The 16073-nt window shown below is 73.0% G+C and carries 16 protein-coding genes; 7 read left to right on the forward strand and 9 right to left on the reverse strand.

Features of this window, described 5'->3' with window-relative positions; translation table 11 throughout:
- Positions 1–48: 48 nt before the first annotated feature.
- On the reverse strand, positions 49–534 hold the full coding sequence (locus ACFQS1_RS02735) for a MarR family winged helix-turn-helix transcriptional regulator (RefSeq protein ID WP_378964317.1): 486 nt from the start codon (positions 532–534) through the stop codon (positions 49–51).
- Positions 535–616: 82 nt separating this feature from the next.
- Here ACFQS1_RS02735 and ACFQS1_RS02740 point away from each other — a divergent pair, with 82 nt between their 5' ends.
- Positions 617–1228 (forward strand): FMN-dependent NADH-azoreductase, encoded by a 612-nt coding sequence (locus ACFQS1_RS02740; protein WP_378964318.1) that lies wholly within the window; start codon positions 617–619, stop codon positions 1226–1228.
- Positions 1229–1319: 91 nt separating this feature from the next.
- Here ACFQS1_RS02740 and ACFQS1_RS02745 read toward each other — a convergent pair whose 3' ends face one another.
- Positions 1320–1649: a transcriptional regulator gene (locus tag ACFQS1_RS02745; protein WP_378964320.1), complete on the reverse strand. Its 330-nt coding sequence runs from the start codon at positions 1647–1649 to the stop codon at positions 1320–1322.
- Positions 1646–2338, reverse strand: coding sequence for a hypothetical protein (locus ACFQS1_RS02750; RefSeq protein WP_378964321.1), 693 nt, complete (start codon positions 2336–2338; stop codon positions 1646–1648). The genes ACFQS1_RS02745 and ACFQS1_RS02750 overlap by 4 nt, the downstream gene beginning before the upstream one ends.
- Before the next feature lie 97 nt (positions 2339–2435).
- On the opposite strand from ACFQS1_RS02750, the gene ACFQS1_RS02755 reads away from it, so the two are divergent.
- Complete coding sequence (locus ACFQS1_RS02755; protein WP_378964322.1) at positions 2436–4064, forward strand: LuxR C-terminal-related transcriptional regulator; 1629 nt, start codon at positions 2436–2438, stop codon at positions 4062–4064.
- Positions 4065–4212: 148 nt separating this feature from the next.
- Positions 4213–5577 (forward strand): FAD-binding oxidoreductase, encoded by a 1365-nt coding sequence (locus ACFQS1_RS02760; RefSeq protein ID WP_378964323.1) that lies wholly within the window; start codon positions 4213–4215, stop codon positions 5575–5577.
- Between the two features lie 44 nt (positions 5578–5621).
- Here ACFQS1_RS02760 and ACFQS1_RS02765 read toward each other — a convergent pair whose 3' ends face one another.
- Both ACFQS1_RS02765 and ACFQS1_RS02770 read right to left on the reverse strand, forming a co-directional pair.
- Positions 5622–6812 (reverse strand): MFS transporter, encoded by a 1191-nt coding sequence (locus ACFQS1_RS02765; RefSeq protein WP_378964325.1) that lies wholly within the window; start codon positions 6810–6812, stop codon positions 5622–5624.
- Complete coding sequence (locus tag ACFQS1_RS02770; protein WP_378964326.1) at positions 6809–7495, reverse strand: FadR/GntR family transcriptional regulator; 687 nt, start codon at positions 7493–7495, stop codon at positions 6809–6811. The genes ACFQS1_RS02765 and ACFQS1_RS02770 overlap by 4 nt, the downstream gene beginning before the upstream one ends.
- A gap of 316 nt (positions 7496–7811) precedes the next feature.
- Here ACFQS1_RS02770 and ACFQS1_RS02775 point away from each other — a divergent pair, with 316 nt between their 5' ends.
- Positions 7812–8804 carry a glycosyltransferase family 2 protein gene (locus tag ACFQS1_RS02775; protein ID WP_378964327.1) on the forward strand — a complete coding sequence of 331 codons (993 nt, stop codon included), beginning with the start codon at positions 7812–7814 and terminating at the stop codon, positions 8802–8804.
- 40 nt (positions 8805–8844) lie between these two features.
- Here ACFQS1_RS02775 and ACFQS1_RS02780 read toward each other — a convergent pair whose 3' ends face one another.
- Positions 8845–9747: an NADP-dependent oxidoreductase gene (locus ACFQS1_RS02780; protein ID WP_378964328.1), complete on the reverse strand. Its 903-nt coding sequence runs from the start codon at positions 9745–9747 to the stop codon at positions 8845–8847.
- A 300-nt stretch (positions 9748–10047) separates the two neighbouring features.
- Here ACFQS1_RS02780 and ACFQS1_RS02785 point away from each other — a divergent pair, with 300 nt between their 5' ends.
- The gene (locus ACFQS1_RS02785; protein WP_378964329.1) at positions 10048–10827 is read left to right on the forward strand and encodes an AfsR/SARP family transcriptional regulator; all 780 of its coding nucleotides are present in this window, start codon (positions 10048–10050) and stop codon (positions 10825–10827) included.
- Here the strand turns inward: ACFQS1_RS02785 and ACFQS1_RS02790 are convergent.
- The gene (locus ACFQS1_RS02790; RefSeq protein ID WP_378964331.1) at positions 10815–11411 is read right to left on the reverse strand and encodes a bifunctional 4-hydroxy-2-oxoglutarate aldolase/2-dehydro-3-deoxy-phosphogluconate aldolase; all 597 of its coding nucleotides are present in this window, start codon (positions 11409–11411) and stop codon (positions 10815–10817) included. The genes ACFQS1_RS02785 and ACFQS1_RS02790 overlap by 13 nt on opposite strands.
- Before the next feature lie 158 nt (positions 11412–11569).
- On the opposite strand from ACFQS1_RS02790, the gene ACFQS1_RS02795 reads away from it, so the two are divergent.
- Positions 11570–12835, forward strand: a complete 1266-nt coding sequence (locus tag ACFQS1_RS02795; protein WP_378964332.1) for a pectate lyase — start codon at positions 11570–11572, stop codon at positions 12833–12835.
- Positions 12836–12902: 67 nt separating this feature from the next.
- Here ACFQS1_RS02795 and ACFQS1_RS02800 read toward each other — a convergent pair whose 3' ends face one another.
- Positions 12903–13307 carry an iron chaperone gene (locus ACFQS1_RS02800; protein ID WP_378964333.1) on the reverse strand — a complete coding sequence of 135 codons (405 nt, stop codon included), beginning with the start codon at positions 13305–13307 and terminating at the stop codon, positions 12903–12905.
- Positions 13304–13600 (reverse strand): hypothetical protein, encoded by a 297-nt coding sequence (locus tag ACFQS1_RS02805; protein WP_378964335.1) that lies wholly within the window; start codon positions 13598–13600, stop codon positions 13304–13306. Before ACFQS1_RS02805 ends, ACFQS1_RS02800 begins: the two co-directional genes overlap by 4 nt.
- Positions 13601–13750: 150 nt before the next feature.
- Between ACFQS1_RS02805 and ACFQS1_RS02810 the strand changes: the two genes are divergently transcribed.
- Entirely contained in the window at positions 13751–16072 is a 2322-nt protein-coding gene (locus tag ACFQS1_RS02810; protein WP_378964336.1) for an ATP-binding protein, read from the forward strand.
- Position 16073 lies beyond the last annotated feature (1 nt).

The raw sequence follows: 16073 nt of genomic DNA on the forward strand, positions 1-16073 counted from the left end.
TCGCACCCGGCCGTGGCGCGAGCCGGAACGCCTGATGGTTCGGATGGGCTACCGCACCCGCCGGCCGGCGTCTTCATCGCCGGGCGCACGCGCTCCCGGCCGGCCGAGCGCGTCCAGCACCTTCTCCAGGGCGGCCGCCACCGCCGCCGCCTCCGCCGCGGTCATCCGGGACGTGAAGTGCCGCCGGATCGACCCGAGATAGGTCGGCGCGGCCGCGCGCAGCGTCGCCCGCCCCGCCTCGGTGATGGTCGCGTAGGCGGAGCGGCGGTCGTCCGGGTTGGCCTCCCGGGTGACCAGGCCCGCGCCGGCGAGCTGGTCGACCACGCGGCTCGCGCGGGTGCGGCTGACCACCGCGGCCTCGCCCAGCTCGCCCATGCTCAGCCGGCGGCCCGGCGCCGAGTTCAGCTCGAGCAGCACGTCGTACCAGGACAGCGGCAGCCCGCAGGCGGCCTGCAGCTCGCGGTCGATCAGCGGGACCAGGGCCGCGTGCACGCGCAGCAGGGCCGCCCAGGAGGCCACGTCGGTGTCGCTCATCACGTCAGCGTAGCCAACTCTTGTGCGTGCGCACGCACGCGGCTAACAATGTGCGTGCGCACGCATTCTTCAGGAGGAAACCATGTTGCTGCACATCTCCGCCTCGCCGCGCGGCGACCGCTCCGAGTCCCGCGCCATCGCCGGCACTTTTCTCGAAACTTTCCGCTCGGTGTCGCCGGACGTGCCGGTCGAGGAGTTCGATCTCTGGGACGGCACGCTGCCCGCGTTCGGCCCGGCCGCGGTCGCGGCCAAGATGGCTGTCTTCGCCGGCGCGGCGCCCGAGGGCCCCGAGTGGCAGGCCGCCGTCGACACGTTCCGCCGCTTCGACGCCGCCGACCGATACGTGTTCAGCGTGCCGATGTGGAACGCCGGCATCCCGTACGTCCTCAAGCAGTTCATCGACGTGGTGAGCCAGCCCGGGCTGGTGTTCGGCTTCGACCCGGTGGCCGGCTACAGCGGCCTGCTGACGGGCAAGCGGGCGGCGGTCATCTACACCAGCGCGGTGTATGGGCCGGGCCGCTCCCCCGCCTTCGGCGCCGACTTCCAGGCGCCGTACTTCGAGGATTGGCTGCGGTGGGCCGGGATCGAGGACATCCGGACCGTCCACTTCCGCCCCAACCTGGCGACGGCCGAGGCCGACCAGGGCCGGCGGCAGGCGCACGCCGACGCGCGCGACCTGGCCAAGCGATTCTGACGCCGAGGCGCGCGACCTCGCCGAGCGGTTCTGACGCCGAGGCCGAGCGATTCCGAGGCCGAGCGATTTCGACGACAGTGGCCGGGGCCGGTCAGGCCCCGGCGGCCTCGACTCGCGCGACGAGCTGCCTCAGCCGTCCGATCTCGTCGGCGAGCGCCGTGGTCCCGGCCGGGGTCAGCGTGATCCAGGTGCGGCCGCGCCGGCCCTCGTAGCCCTTCTCGACCGCGATCAGGCCGGCCGCTTCCAGCACGCTCAGGTGCTTGGAAAGGTTGCCGGCGGTCAGCTCGAGCTGGGTGCGCAGGTAGCCGAACTCGACCCGGCGGCCCTCGTGCGCGATGGTGAGGATGCCGAGCCGGGCCCGCTGGTGCACCACCTCGTCCAGCCCGGTGACCGGGTGCCCGGGACCCGTCACGGCCGTCACCCGTGTCGACGGCGGGCCGCCGCGAAGCTCAGGGCGCCCAGCAGAAGCACTGTCCCGCTGATGAGCTGTGGCAGAGCCATTCCCACCCGGAGTCCCCAATGCGGCGAGTCCCATCCGTTGTTCATCGGCACCACGAACAGCACGAGCGCCAGATAGCCGGCGGTGAACAGAAGCAACGCGACGTTACGCTCCAGCCAGGCCAGCACCAGCAGCGCCACCCCGATCATGCCCCACGGCATGACCAGCCGGTCCAGCAGGAACAGCCAGTAAGGGAGCGGGGGATCCGGATACGGGTGGCTCGAGAAGTACAGGGCCACCGCCGCCCATCCGGCCGGGAACACGACCGACGTCGCGAAGCCGGTGATCACGTACGGCCATACCCGGGCGCCCAGCCCCCGCGCCCGGGCGGCCCGCACGTAAAGGAAGGCGATGATCGCGTACGCCAGCGGCAGCGCCCACGGCCAGTAGTACAGCATTCCCCGGCGGGCGAACTCGCAACTGCCGTCGGGCATGCAGCTCACCCGCATGCCGAACCAGTCGAACGGGATCCCGGCCAGCGTCGCCGCGCCCAGCACCAACAGTGCGGCCCAGGTGACCCGTTGATCGAGGCGGACGCGGTGGGCGAGCGCGCGCACGTCGGCGAGCAGGCGGCGGGGATCGCCGCCGGCGGGTATCGACTCCGTAGCCATGCCAATAGGTTTCCACAGCAAACCTGTCGGCGCTAGTGCCGGTTCGACGCGGGGCGTACGGTAACCGCGTCGGAATCGCCCACTGGGGAACATGCGGATGACGGCGAACGAGGCACTCGACCGCGGCAGGCTCGCCTTCCGGCGGCGGGCCTGGGCGGACGCCTACCGTGAGCTCGCGGCCGCCGACCGGCACTCGCCGCTGGCGGTCGACGACCTGGAACTGCTGGCGACGGCCGCACACCTGCTCGGGCACGACGACGCCAGCGAGGCGATCTGGGAGCGGGCGCACCGCGAGACCGCCGGCCGCGGCGACCACGAGCGAGCCGCCCGGTGCGCGTTCTGGCTGGCGTTCGGGCTGCTGAACCGGGGACAGCCGGCGCGGACCGCCGGGTGGCTGGCCAAGGGGCGCCGCCAGCTCGGCGCGCGCGGCGGCGACTGCGCCGAGCGCGGTTATCTGGCAGTGCCGGAGGCGGTCCAGCATGTCGAGGCGGGTGACTGTCCCCGGGCGATCGCCGAGACGCAGACGGCGGTCGAGCTCGGCGAGAGATGCGGCGACCCCGACCTGGTCGCGCTGGCCCGGTGCGTGCAGGGCCGGGCGCGGCTGCGGCAGGGCGAGACCGCCGTGGGCATGGCGCTGCTCGACGAGGTGATGGTGACCGTCCTGGCCGACGAGGTCTCCCCCGCGCTCGCCGGGAACCTCTACTGCACGGTCATCGACGGCTGCCAGGAGGTGTTCGACCTGCTCCGGGCGCGGGAGTGGACGGTGGCGCTGACCCAGTGGTGCGAGTCCCAGCCCGACCTGGTCCCGTACCGCGGGCAGTGTCTCGTGCACCGGGCCGAGATCATGCTGCTGCGCGGCGCGTGGGCCGAGGCCGCCGACGCGGCTCGTTCGGCGGTGGAGCACCTCAGCCGGCCGCCGCATCCCGCGGCCGGCGCCGCCCTGTACGTGGTCGCCGAGCTGCACCGGCTGCGCGGCGAGTCCGCGGCGGCCGAGGCGGCCTATCGGGAGGCGAACGAGCGGGGCCGGCCACCGCAGCCGGGGCTCGCACGGTTGCGGCTGGCCCAGGGACGCCGGGAAGCGGCGCGGACCGCGATCCAGCGGGCCCTCGGCGAGCCGGACGACCCGGCCGTGCGCCCCGCGCTGCTCGCCGCAGCCGTCGAAATCCTGCTCGCGACCGGCGATCCGGCCGGCGCGGCGCGGGCCGCCGCCGAGCTGTCCGAGCTGGCTGCCCGGTTGGACATGCCGCTGCTGCGAGCGATGGCGGCCGGCTGCGAGGGCGCGACCAGCCAGGCGGACGCCCGGCCGTCCGACGCCCTCATCGCGCTGCGCCGCGCCGGGCAGCTGTGGCACGGGCTGGACGCGCCGTACGAGGCGGCCCGGGTACGGGTGCGGTTGGCGCTGGCCTGCCGGGCGGCCGGTGACGCCGACACCGCCCGGCTCGAGTTCGACGCGGCCGGGGCGGCCTTCGCGCGGCTGGGCGCGGCGCCGGACCTGGCGGAGCTCGCGGAGCTGTCGGGACGAGCGACGGGCGCCGGCGGCCTTACCGTACGCGAGATCGAAGTGCTCCGGCTGGTGGCGGCCGGCAAGAGCAACCGGGGCATCGCGGCCGACCTGTTCCTCAGCGAGCGGACCGTGGCCCGGCACGTCAGCAACATCCTCGCCAAGCTCGGCCTGCCGTCGCGTTCGGCGGCCACCGCCTACGCCTACGAGCGTGGCCTCGTCTGATCCCGTACGCATAAATGCCCACGTGGCGCCGGCCGGCGACGCGCATTTCGCCCGACGCGGCCGTCCGTTCCCGCCACCTAGCGTCGACGCGTGATGCCCTTCGAGGCCTCGAGCGCGCGGGCCGAGGTTCCGCGGTGAGGAGAGCGCGATGACGAGCATGCGGGACGCCCTGATGGGCGCGGTGCTGACCCCGGCGGACGCCGGATTCGAGGAAGCGACCCGGCTCTGGAACGGCCGGATCCGCCGGCGGCCGGCGCTGGTGGTGACGCCGGCCGACGGCGCGGAGGTGGCGGCGGCCATCGCGTTCGCCCGCGAGCGCGGCCTGGCCGTGTCCGTCCGCGGCGGCGGGCACAACATCGGCGGCACGGCGCTGGCCGACGGCGGGCTGGCTATTGACATGTCGGGATTCCGGACGGTCACGGTGGACCCCGGCGAACGGACTGCCACGGTGGGCGCGGGATGCCGGCTGGCCGACGTCGACCGCGCGACCCAGGCGCACGGCCTGGCCACACCGCTCGGATTCGTCTCCCGGGTCGGCGTCGCCGGGCTCACCCTCGGCGGCGGACTCGGCGTGCTGACCCGGCGCTTCGGCTGGACGGTGGACAACCTCCTGGCCGCCGAGGTGGTGACGGCCGACGGCGCCGTACGCCGCATCAGCCGCGACGCGGAGCCGGATCTCTTCTGGGCGCTCCGGGGCGCCGGCGCCAACCTCGGGGTGGTCACCAGCTTCACCTATCGCCTGCACCGGGTCGGCCCGGCCGTCTACGGCGGACTTATCGCCTGGCCGTTCGAACGGGCCGCGGAGGTCATGGACGTCTACCGCACCGTCACCGCCGACGCGCCCCGCGAGTTGGCGGTGTGGCTCAGCCTGCTGACCGCGCCTCCGGAGCCGTTCGTCCCGCCGCAGTGGCAGGGCCGCAAGCTGTGCGCCATGGCCGTCTGCTACACCGGCGACCCACGCGACGGCGACGACGCGGTCGCGCCCCTGCGTGCCCTGGGCGAGCCGGCTCTCGACCTGCTGGCCGTCACGCAGTACACCGACATCCAGTCGTACCTGGACGACACCGAGCCGGAAGGCATGCACTACGACTGGCGATCCGAGTTCCTGGCCGGGCTGACCGGGGAGCTGCTCGGCACGATGCGGGAGCTGTTCGCCGACTGCCCCGCGCCGATGGCCGACATCGGCTTGCTGCACCTGGGGGGCGCCCTGAACGAGTATGCCGGCGACGACGGCGCGGTGGGCAACCGGGACGCGCGTTACGTCGTGGGTGTCAAGGGCATGTGGCCGCCCGGCGAGCCGGAGGAGGAACGCTTCCGCGCGTGGGTGGGCACGGGAGGTGACCGCATCCGGCCGTACGGGCTGGGCCGCACCTACATCAACTTCCAGGGTCCCGACGAGTCGGCGGCCCGGGTGCGCGCCACCTACGGCGCGAACTATCCGCGCCTGCTCGAGATCAAGCGGCGCTACGACCCGGACAACGTCTTCCGGTCCAACCGCAACATCCGGCCCTGACCGTGCGCTTGCCCGGCGGCGGCGCAAGCAGCGCGGAATCTCGGCTATCGGACGATGCGGGCGCGGCCGGCCAGGTAGCCGAACCCGATGAGCACCAGGTCCAGGACGATCACCGTGACCAGCGCCGGAGTCCACGAGCCGGTCGCGTCGTGCAGGGCGCCGACCGCGATCGGCCCCGCGGCCGCCACCAGATAGCCCACCGACTGGGCCATCCCGGACAGCGCCGCCGCCCGGCCGTGATGGGGCGTGCGCAAGCCGAAGAACGACAGCGCCAGGACGATGTTCGCGCCGCCCGCGATGCCGGCCACGCTGCTCCACACCACGCTCCAGGCCGGCGCGACCAGGATCCCGATGGCGGCGGACATGAACAGCGCCGGAGCCAGCACCCCCAGCAACCGCTGGTCGCGGAAGCGGCCGATCAGCGCCGAGCAGGTGATGCTGCCGGCGATGCCGAACGCGTTGAGCAGCAGCTGGTGCACGCCGGCGGCGGCGGTGCTGATCCCGGCGGTGGCCTCGATGGACGGCAGCCAGGTGATGAAGATGTAGTACCCGGTCGACTGCAGCGCCATGAACGCGGTGACCTGCCAGGCGAGCGCGGAGCGCCACGGCCGCGCGACATCGAGGGCGACCGGGGACTGCGCGGCGGGCATGACAGTGTGGCGCCGCAACTGCGGAGCGAGGACGGCCAGGCCGATCAGGGCCAGCCCGGCCCACATGCCCAGTGGCAGGCGCCAGCCGGCCGAGGTCCAGGCCGCGACGGGTACGGCCAAGCCGGCGGCCAGCGCGGCGAAGCTGGCCTGAACGGCGGAGTAGGCGCCGGTCACCGCGCCGATCCGAGCCGGGAAGTCCCGCTTCACCAGGGCGGGCAGCACGACGTTGAGCACGGCGATCGCCACGCCCAGCAGGGCCGTCCCGGCCCACAACAGCGCCGGGCCGGGCAGCGAACGGACGACCAGCCCGGCGGCCAGGACGGCCAGGCCGCCGCCCAGAGCGCGCTCGAGGCCCAGCCGGCGGGCCAGGCCGGGCGCCACCGGCGAGATCACCGCGAACGCGACGAGCGGCAGGCTGATCAGGATCGACGCGGTGAGCGACGACAGAGCCAGGTCCCGCTGGATCTCATCGAGGACGGGGCCGACCGTGGTGATGCCGGCCCGCAGGTTGGCGGCGACCAGCAGGAGGCCGGTGAGGATCAGGGCGGGGCGCAGCGACGCGGCGGGCCGCGTCACCGCGGTCACAGGCCGGCCTGTTCGTGGGCCAGGCGGACGGTGTGTTCGGCGGCCGCCGCGGCGGCGTCGGGGTCGCCGGCGAGAACGGCGTCGACGATGGCGGCGTGGGCGGCGTCGATCTCGGCCAGGCCGGGCACGGTGGCCGGCCAGTCCACCGTGGGCGAGTTCAGGTGGAGCAGGGCCTGCTCGTTGCCGCCGGTGCCGCGGTAGAGCTCGGCCAGCAGGGCGTTGCCGGATGCCTCCAGGAGCAGGTGGTGGAAGGCGATGTCGGCGGCCGCGTAGGCGGGGCCGCTGGCGGCGGCCCGGCGGGCGGCGATCGCCTCGGCCAGGCGGCGACGCTGCTCGGGGGTGGCGCGGGTGGCGGCCAGCCGCGCGCCCTCGCGTTCCAGCAGCAGGCGGACCTCGGCCACGTCGGCGGCCCGGTCGTGCTCCAGCCGGCGGGCCAGCGTGGGCGCCAGGTCGCTGGTGGCGACGACGAAGGTGCCGTAACCGGCGCGGGCGCCCAGCAGGCCGGCGTGGACCAGCGACCGGATGCCCTCGCGGACGCTGTTGCGGCTCACCCCGAGCTCCCGGGACAGCTCCTGTTCGGTGGGCAGAAGCGCGCCGACCGGGAACTCGCCGCCGGCGATGCGGCGGCGTATCTGGCCGGCGACCTGCTCGGCCAGCGGCACGTTCGGCTTCAGGCGGGGCATCGACCCAGTCAAGCACTTGAGCCAAATGTAGGACAATACGAGATCGAGGACAGATGCCACGACCAGGCGGCCGAAGGGCGGTATGGCTTCGGGCCGATGACCTGGCAGGCGCTGGTCAGTGGCATGCTTTCCTTCTGAGCGGCGAAAGCGGCGGCGAGTATTCACCGGAATGAAAATATTCGTCGCCCGGAGATCGCTCGGTTGGCTGCGCCCGTTGCCGCGGGTCGGCTACTCTTCCGGCCCGAGGCACAGGTGAACGGCTCTCGGTCAAGCAGGGATGCCGCTTCGGTGCCGCCGCGCAGAAGGAATGATGACCGTGCCGCAGCCCCTGGCGTCGCCGCCGGCGCTCTCCGTGGTGACCCCGATGTACAACGAACGCGAGGCGGTCGACCACTTCGTCGCCCGGTTGCGGCCGGTGCTCGACGGTCTCGGCCTGGCGTACGAGGTGGTCGCGGTCGACGATGGCAGCCGCGACGCGACCGTCGCCCGGCTGCTGCAGCTGCGCGCCGACTGGCCGCAGCTGCGCGTGGTGTCGCTGCGCCGCAACGTGGGCCACCAGGCCGCGCTCGGGGCCGGCCTGCGCTCGGCCCGGGGCGACTACGTGGTCAGCATCGACGCCGATCTGCAGGACCCGCCGGAAACGATCGGCGACATGCTGGCCGCCGCCCGCGAGCAGGGCGTCGACGTGGTGTACGGCGTGCGCACCGACCGCAGCACCGACACGATCTTCAAGCGGCGCACCGCCGGCATCTACTACTGGCTGATGCGCCGCCTGGTCGGCCCCTGGGTGAGCGACCAGGCCGGCGACTTCCGGCTGATGAGCCGGGCGGTGGTGGACGTGCTCAACGGCCTGCCCGAGCAGCGACCGGTGTACCGCCTGGTGGTGCCGTCGCTCGGCTTCTCCTCGGCCGAGGTGGCCTACGTGCGGGCCGAGCGGGTCGCCGGCGAGACCAAGTACCCGCTCAGCAAGATGATCAGGCTGACCCTGGACAGCGTCACCAGCTTCTCGGCGACACCTCTGCGGATAGCCACCTGGCTCGGCCTGCTGAGCTTCTTCATCTGCCTAGCGCTGGTGATCAGCGGCCTGGTGGCGTGGGGCTTCGGCGCGGTCGTGCCCGGCTGGACGTCGCTGTACGTCGCGGTGCTGCTGCTCGGCGGCATCCAGCTGATCTGCCTCGGCCTGCTCGGCGAGTACATCGGCCGGATCTACGCGGCCGTCCAGAACCGTCCGCAATACCTGATCGGCATGGACACCGCCGACGAGGGCACCGGGTCGGTGGAACCGATCGAGCTGGCCAACCACCATTGACCGGCGGCGCCACCGAGCGTCCGGCCGGCTCGCGGCGGCCTCAGGGCAGCAGGACGATCTTGCCGCGGAGATGGCCGGCCTCGAACCGCCGGTGCGCCTCGGCCGCCTCCGCCAGCGGGAACGTCGCCGCCACCCGGGTGCGCAGCCGGCCCGCCGCCACCGCCTCGACGAGATCGCGCAGTGCCGGCCGGTCGAGGGTGATCAGCACCAGATCCTGACGCACGTGCCGGGCGGGGTCGACCGGAGCGATCGGGCGGGTGCTCACCAGGACTCCCCCGTCCTCGACCGCCGCCGCGGCCGGCTCGCCCATCGGCACCGCGTCGAGCACGGCCGGCGCGCGGCCCAGGGCGGCCGAGCGCGGGATCACGGTGTCCACGCCGAGACCGCGCACCCACTCCTCGTCGTCGTCCGTGGCCGAGGCGAGCACGGTGTGCCCGGCCTGCGCCGCGAGCTGGGCCGCGAAGCCACCCACGCCGCCGCTGGCCCCCGTCACCAGCAGGGTGGCCGGCGGGGCAAGGGCCAGCATGTCCAGCGCCCGATGGGCGGTCAGGGCGTTGAGCGGCACGGTGGACGCGACGACCGGGTCGAGGCCGGGCGGCAGCGGGACGAGCCACTCGGCGTCGGCCGCCACCAGCTCGGCGTAGCCGCCGGTCGCGCCGCGGGTCAGATACCAGGGGATCATGCCCACGACCGGGTCGCCGACGGCCAGGCCGGCGGCGGCGCCGGCCGCCACGACCTCGCCGGCGATGTCCCAGCCGGCCAGGAACGGCGGCTGCACCGGGCCGCCGGGAATCTGCCCGATCCGGGCGGCGATATCGGCGGGATGGACGCAGGCCGCGCGCACCCGGACCAGCACCTGGCCGGGGCCGGGCACGGGATCGGGCAGCTCGGCCATCTCGAGAACTTCCGGTCCGCCCAGGGCGGTGACGACGGCAGCACGCATAGTAGGCATCCTAAGGCCAATGTGGACGACGCGCGGTCGGCCTTCCGGCCCACGCGGTCCTCGCCACGCGTGCCTCCGTCGAAATGGTCATTCCCCCACCGTCGGACGATGCCCGCGGCACGGCAACGGCCGGTTTCTCAGACGACGGCAACCGGTGGCGAAGAGCGTTCCGGAGGCTCGATTTGTTACCGCTGAGGCGGCCCCGGGCGCTCGATGTTCGGCACCATGTAAATGTCCGGCATTGCCTTGGTCCCGCTGATTCCCGCTCCTACCCTTTGGGCCGATCAACGGGGAGGATCGATGTCGATCAGGGTGCGCATTCTGGGGCCGGTGCAGCTGTGGGCCGACGGCGCCGGGGCCAGCCTGGGACCGGCCAAGCGGCGGGCGCTGCTCGCGGCCCTGGCCCTGGAGCGCAACCGGCCGGTGGGCCTGGAGAGGCTCACCGCGCTGCTGTGGCCGGGCCCGCCGCCGGCCTCGGCGGTGGTCAACATCCGCAGCCACGTCGTCATGCTGCGCCGGGTGCTCGCCTCGCGGATCGTCTCGCACCGCCACGGCTACCAGCTGATCCTCAACGCCGACGAGCTGGACCTGACCGAGTTCGAGACGCTGGCCGAGACCGGGCGGCGGGCCGTCCGCGCCGGCGACCCGGCCCGCGCCGAGCCGGACCTGGCCGCGTCGCTGCGGCTGTGGCGCGGGCCGGCCGGCGACGGCGTCGCCCCGGGCACCGAGCTGGAGCAGCGCCTGCAGGGCCTGGACGAGCATCGACTGCACGTGGTCGAGGACCTGGTCGAGGTACGGCTGATACTCGGCCACGCGGGCGATCTGGTGCCGCTGCTGCGCGAGCATCTGGCCGGGCACCCGCTGCGCGAGCGGGCCTGGGCGCAGTTGATGCTGGCCCACTACCGGGCCGGCGATCCCGGCGCCGCGCTCGCCGCATACCGGGAGGCACACGAGATCCTGCGCCGGCAGCTCGGGGCGGGCCCGGGCGCCGAGCTGATCGCCCTGCGCCAGGCCATGCTGGAACGGTCGCCGAGCCTGGACCGGCCAAGAAACGGCTCGAGCGGCGGTCACCTTTCCTGAAGGAGCTGGCTGATCTGCTCGCGCTGGGCCGGGTCGGCCAGCGCCGCGCCCAGCGCCACCACCCGCGCGCCGGCCGAGCGGAAGGCGGGCGCGTCGGCCACGGTGAGGCCGCCGGTGGCGACGAACCGCGCGTCGGGGAACGGGCCGAGCAGTCCGGAAATCCACTTCGGGCCGAGGGCCGCGGCCGGGAACGCCTTGAGCCACCGGCAGCCGGCCAGCCAGGCGCGCTGGACCTCGGTCGCAGTCGCCACGCCCGGCAGGTGCGGCATTCCGGCGCTCGACGACGCGGCCAGCACGCCGAGGTCCAGTCCGGGCGCCACGGTGTACTGGGCGCCCGCCCCGGCCGCGGCCCGGACCTGGTCGGCGGTGATGACGGTGCCGGCGCCGACCCGCAGGCCGCGCTCGGTGGCGGCCTCGACCGCGGCGCGCAGCGACGGCAGCTGTTCCGGCCGGCCGATCGGGATCTCCAGCACGGTGACGCCGGCATCCCACAGCCGCCCGGCAAGCGCGACGGTTTCGGACGGCGGTAACCCGCGCAGGATGGCCATCACCGCCGTGCCGCCGAAGATGTCGTCGAAAGTCATGCCGCGCTCGCTCTCCATCGGGTACGAGGTTTCGGTCTTGCAAATGACACGAAATCCGGCGGGCGTTGGCAAGGCGGTAGCCCGCAAGACAGTGGGAAACGTCGATATGTTCGCGGTGTCCGCTCCCCACCACCGGCTACCGAAAGCGAGAAATCCGGATGCGTGACAGACCACCAGTACGGCTGCGGCGGCTCGCTGCCGCCGCGATCACCGTCATCACCACCGCGGGGCTGGGCGCCGCCGGCGTCGTCCTCGCGCAGCAGGCCGGCGCCGCGACGATCGACCTCGGCGCCTACTACGTGCTGCAGAACGCGAACAGCGGCAAGGTGCTCGACGTCTACAACAGGTCGACGGCCGACGGGGCCGTGGTCAACCAGTGGACCCGCAACGACGGGGACTGGCAGCAGTTCCAGTTCCTCGACATGGGCGGCGGCTACTACCGGCTCAAGGCCAAGCACAGCGGCAAGGTGCTCAACGTGCAGGGCTCCTCGACCGCGGACGGCGCGCAGATCATCCAGTCCAACGGCGACGCGCATGCGAACAGCCAGCAATGGCGCATCGAGGACATCGGCGGGAACATCCAGCTGATCAACCGGAACAGCGGCAAGGCTCTGGAGATCTGGCAGTGGTCGACCGCGGACGGCGGCAAGGCGGCGCAGTACGCGGATCTGAACGGCGCGAACCAGCAGTGGACGTTGATCAAGATTGGCGGCAGCTCCGGGGGTGGCGGCGGCACCAGCCCGACGGCGCCCTGGCCGTCGGAGACCGGCAGCGTGAAGGTCGATGCGACCATCGCGGTGTCGGGCTCGTTCGACGGCGGGAACAGGCGGTACTACGGCATCGGGGACGGTGGGCAGAGCGAGTCCCAGGACCCGATGTTCAACCTCGCCGCCGGGGCCACCCTGACCAATGTGATCATCGGCGCGCCGGCCGGTGACGGCGTGCACTGCGCCGGGTCCTGCACGTTGCGCAACGTGTGGTGGCTGGACGTCGGCGAGGACGCGGCAACTTTCCGCGGCGGGACCGGGTCGGTGTTCCTGGTCGACGGCGGCGGCGCGAAGTCGGCGTCGGACAAGGTGTTCCAGCACAACGGCGGCGGGACGCTGACGATCCAGAACTTCCAGGTGCAGAACTTCGGAAAGTTGTACCGGTCGTGCGGAAACTGTTCGACCCAGTACAAGCGCACCGTGCTCATCACCAACACCCGAGTGATCGCGCCGGGCAGCACCATCGCCGGCGTCAACACCAACTACGGCGATTCCGCGACGTTCCGCGGCATCACGATCGTGGGCGACAGCTCGCGGAAGATCTCCATCTGCGACCGTTTCACCGGCAACGACGACGGCGACGAGCCGACGAAGACCGGTTCCGGGGCCGATGGAACGTACTGCAAGTTCTCCTCCTCGGACATCTCCTACCAGTGAGCCCTGACCGGGCCGCGCGGTGGGGCGCGGCCCGGTGCACAGCCTCAGCTTGTCGCCCGCCCCTGTTTCAGCTGGTCGCCTGCTTCACGAGCATGGTGATCCGGGATTCGACGTCGGCGTTCAGCTCGGCGATCGCGTAATAGGCCGGCCACATGGCGCCGTCGTCGAGGTTGGCGGCGTCGCTGAAGCCGAACATCCCGTAGCGGGCCTTGAACTTCGACGCGGGCTGGAAGAAGCAGATCATCTTGCCGTTGCGGTAGTACGCCGGCATCCCGTACCAAAGCTTGGGCATCAGGTCGCCGCAGGCGGCCTTGACCACCTCGTGCAAGCGCTCGGCGATCACCCGGTCGGCGTCCGGCATGGCGGCAATTTTCGCGAGCAGCTCGGGCTCGGTGTCGGCGCCCTTGGCCGACTTGAGCTCCTTGGCGCGGTCCTTCATGGCGTTGCGCTCGGCGTCGGTGAACTTGGTCATGACATTCCCTTCGATTGGCGGGTCACAGTGCTGAGGCGGTCGATGGCGTCGGCCAGGACCGCGGAGAGCAGGATGGCGGCCAGTTCCTGCTGGTCGAAGTGCTTGGCGGCCTGGTCCCAGATCCGGTCGGTCACGTCCTCGGCGTGGGCGGCCGCCTCGGTGAGCGCCCGGGCGGCGGCCTCTCCGTCCGACAGATCCGGCACGGCTTCGTCAATCGTCGTGCGCAGGGCGTTCCACGCCTGCTTGACCCCGGGGACGAGATCCACCGGGTGGGGCATCCGTACCGTCCGCATCGCTTCTCCCTCCGACGAGACTCATCCGACCAGGTCCGGGCGCCATCCCGCGCCGCCCGTGGGACACCGTGGGACACTCGCAACGGCCGTGAGCTGGGCGAACGCACTGATGATCCGTTCGCGCGGGCCGGGACGGTAACGTTGTTCCCCGTGTCCGGCCCCCAGGAGCGACTGGTAACTCAGCTCGCCCAGATCAAGGATTTGAGCGGCCTCAGCCTGCGCTCGCTGGCCCGCGAGTCGGGGCTCAGCAGCTCGTCGCTGTCGCGCTACCTGACCGGCCGGCTGGTCCCGCCGTGGGAGGCGGTCGTCGCGCTCTGCCGGGCGGTGCAGAAGGATCCCCGCCCGTTGCGCGCCATCTGGGCCGCCGCGTCGGAGGCCGGTCCGGCCCCCGCGCCGCGCCGCAACGACCTGCCGGGCGACCTGTTCGATTTCACCGGGCGGGAGGCGGAATCGGCCGAGGTCGAGAAGCTTTTGCGTACGGTCGGCGCGGCCGTCGTCGACGGGATGGCCGGCGTGGGCAAGACCAGCCTGGCGCTGCACGTCGCCCACCGGCTCGCCCCGGCGTATCCCGACGGTGGCCTCTACCTCGACCTGCAGGGCTTCACGCCGGGCCAGGAGCCGCTCGACCCGCAGGTCGCGCTGGGCCGGCTCCTCGACGGGCTGGACGTCACGCATCCCCCGGCCGGCGCCGCCGAGCGGGCGGCGCTCTGGCGGTCGGAGCTGTCCCGTCGCCGGGCCCTCGTGGTGCTGGACAACGCGGCCGACGCCGACCAGGTGCGGCCGCTGCTGCCCGGCGCCGGCAGGTCGGCGGTGCTGATCACCAGCCGCAACCGGCTGGTCAGCCTCGACGGCGTGCCGCCGGTGTCGCTGGCGCCGCTCGACGACGCCGACGCGGCCCGGCTTTTCGGTCGCGCGGCCGGCGTCGCCCTCGGCGCCGACGACGCCCGGCTTTTCGGTCGCGCGGCCGGCGTCGCCCTTGGTGCCGACGATGCGGTGGAGCAGGTGCTGAGCCAGTGCGGCGGGTTGCCGCTGGCGCTGCGGATGGCGGGCGCGCGCCTGCGGCACCGGCCCGGGTGGTCCGTCGCCGTTCTGGCCGAGCGGATGCGCGACAACGCCGGGCGCTTCGACGCCGTTTTCGGGATGTCGCTGCAGCAGCTCGATGCCGCGCAGCGGCGCCTGTTCTGCCTGCTCGGTGTGCTGCCGGGGGTCGACTTCGACGACGGCGTGGCGGCGGCGCTGTGGTCCGCCGATCCTCAGGATCTCCTCGAAGAGCTGGTCGACGCCCACCTGGTCGAGGAAACTTCGCCGGGCCGGTATCGGATGCACGACCTGATCCGGCGGTACGCCGCCGACCTGGCCGCCACCGAGGAAGCCGACATTCCCGGCCATCTACGGCGGGTCTTCGACCACTACCTGGCGCGGGCGGTCGCTCAGGATCGGATTCTGCCCTCGCCGCACCGGCCGCGGCCCGAGCCGGGCGATCCGGCGCGGGCGCTGGCCTGGTTCGACCTGGAGTACGTCAACCTCGTCGCCTGCTTCGACGCCGCCGTCCGTCTCGGGGCCGACGAGTTGGTGGCCGGGCTGCCGCCGGCGATGCGGGTCTGGTTCTTCCGCCACCGCGGCACCGGCGACCAGACGCGCATGCTCGCCGCGGCCGCCGACGCCGCCGGTCGGCTGGGCCGCGAGCGGCAACGGGCGTCGCTGCTGGCCGACCTGGGTTTCGCGCTCGCCGCGGCCGGCCGCCTGCCCGAGGCGCTGGCCGCATACGAGTCGGCCAGGCGCTCCGCCGACCTCGCCATGGAGTCCTCCGCCGATCTCGCCCTCGGGTCGCCCGAGCGCTCCGACGATCTCGCCCCCGAGTCGTCGGACGGTCTCGGCCGCGAGCCGGTCGAGCGCTCCGACGATCTCGCCGCGACACTCGCGCTGCGCACCGGTTTCGTTCGCCGGGACCTGGGCGACTTCGTCGCCGCGCAGGCGGATTTCCGGCGGGCGCGGAAACTTTTCGAACAGCAGGGAAACCGAGCCGGCCAGGCGCAAGCCATCGCCTTCGACGGCTGGGTGACCCTGCGTCTGGGCACGCCCGACGCCGCGGTTTCGCTGGCGCTCGCCGCGCTGGAACTGGCCGACGGGCCCGCGCGGATACCCGGCCTGCTCACCCTGGGCGTCGCACGGGCCTCGACCGAACCCCTGCACCAAGCGCTGGCCCTTGCCGAACAGCATCACCTTGCCCACAACGAGGCCTGGTGCCACAACTGCCTCGGCATCGTCCTGCGCGAGACCGGCGATCCGTCGGCGGCGCTCGATCATCATCGCCGCGCCCTCGAGCTGCTCCGGCCGCTGGCCGAGGTGCAGCTCGAAATCGACTGCTTGCGCGCGTACGCGGAAACTTGCGCAGTGGCCGGCCGCCCCGGCGACGCCGGCCCCGCGCTGGATCGCGTGCGCGAGCTCACGCGGGTTGCATCCGGTACCTAGG

It is taken from the genome of Paractinoplanes rhizophilus, assembly GCF_042664765.1.
Lineage (GTDB): Bacteria > Actinomycetota > Actinomycetes > Mycobacteriales > Micromonosporaceae > Actinoplanes > Actinoplanes rhizophilus.

Coding starts and splice junctions, on each gene's coding strand:
- ACFQS1_RS02770 (WP_378964326.1), bottom strand. CDS start 7,495: ATGCCCCGCCTGAAGCCGAACGTGCCGCTGGCCGAGCAGGTCGCCGGC.
- ACFQS1_RS02780 (WP_378964328.1), bottom strand. CDS start 9,747: ATGCGTGCTGCCGTCGTCACCGCCCTGGGCGGACCGGAAGTTCTCGAG.
- ACFQS1_RS02785 (WP_378964329.1), top strand. CDS start 10,048: ATGTCGATCAGGGTGCGCATTCTGGGGCCGGTGCAGCTGTGGGCCGAC.
- ACFQS1_RS02805 (WP_378964335.1), bottom strand. CDS start 13,600: ATGCGGACGGTACGGATGCCCCACCCGGTGGATCTCGTCCCCGGGGTC.
- ACFQS1_RS02740 (WP_378964318.1), top strand. CDS start 617: ATGTTGCTGCACATCTCCGCCTCGCCGCGCGGCGACCGCTCCGAGTCC.
- ACFQS1_RS02735 (WP_378964317.1), bottom strand. CDS start 534: ATGAGCGACACCGACGTGGCCTCCTGGGCGGCCCTGCTGCGCGTGCAC.
- ACFQS1_RS02755 (WP_378964322.1), top strand. CDS start 2,436: ATGACGGCGAACGAGGCACTCGACCGCGGCAGGCTCGCCTTCCGGCGG.
- ACFQS1_RS02790 (WP_378964331.1), bottom strand. CDS start 11,411: ATGACTTTCGACGACATCTTCGGCGGCACGGCGGTGATGGCCATCCTG.
- ACFQS1_RS02800 (WP_378964333.1), bottom strand. CDS start 13,307: ATGACCAAGTTCACCGACGCCGAGCGCAACGCCATGAAGGACCGCGCC.
- ACFQS1_RS02795 (WP_378964332.1), top strand. CDS start 11,570: ATGCGTGACAGACCACCAGTACGGCTGCGGCGGCTCGCTGCCGCCGCG.
- ACFQS1_RS02760 (WP_378964323.1), top strand. CDS start 4,213: ATGACGAGCATGCGGGACGCCCTGATGGGCGCGGTGCTGACCCCGGCG.
- ACFQS1_RS02750 (WP_378964321.1), bottom strand. CDS start 2,338: ATGGCTACGGAGTCGATACCCGCCGGCGGCGATCCCCGCCGCCTGCTC.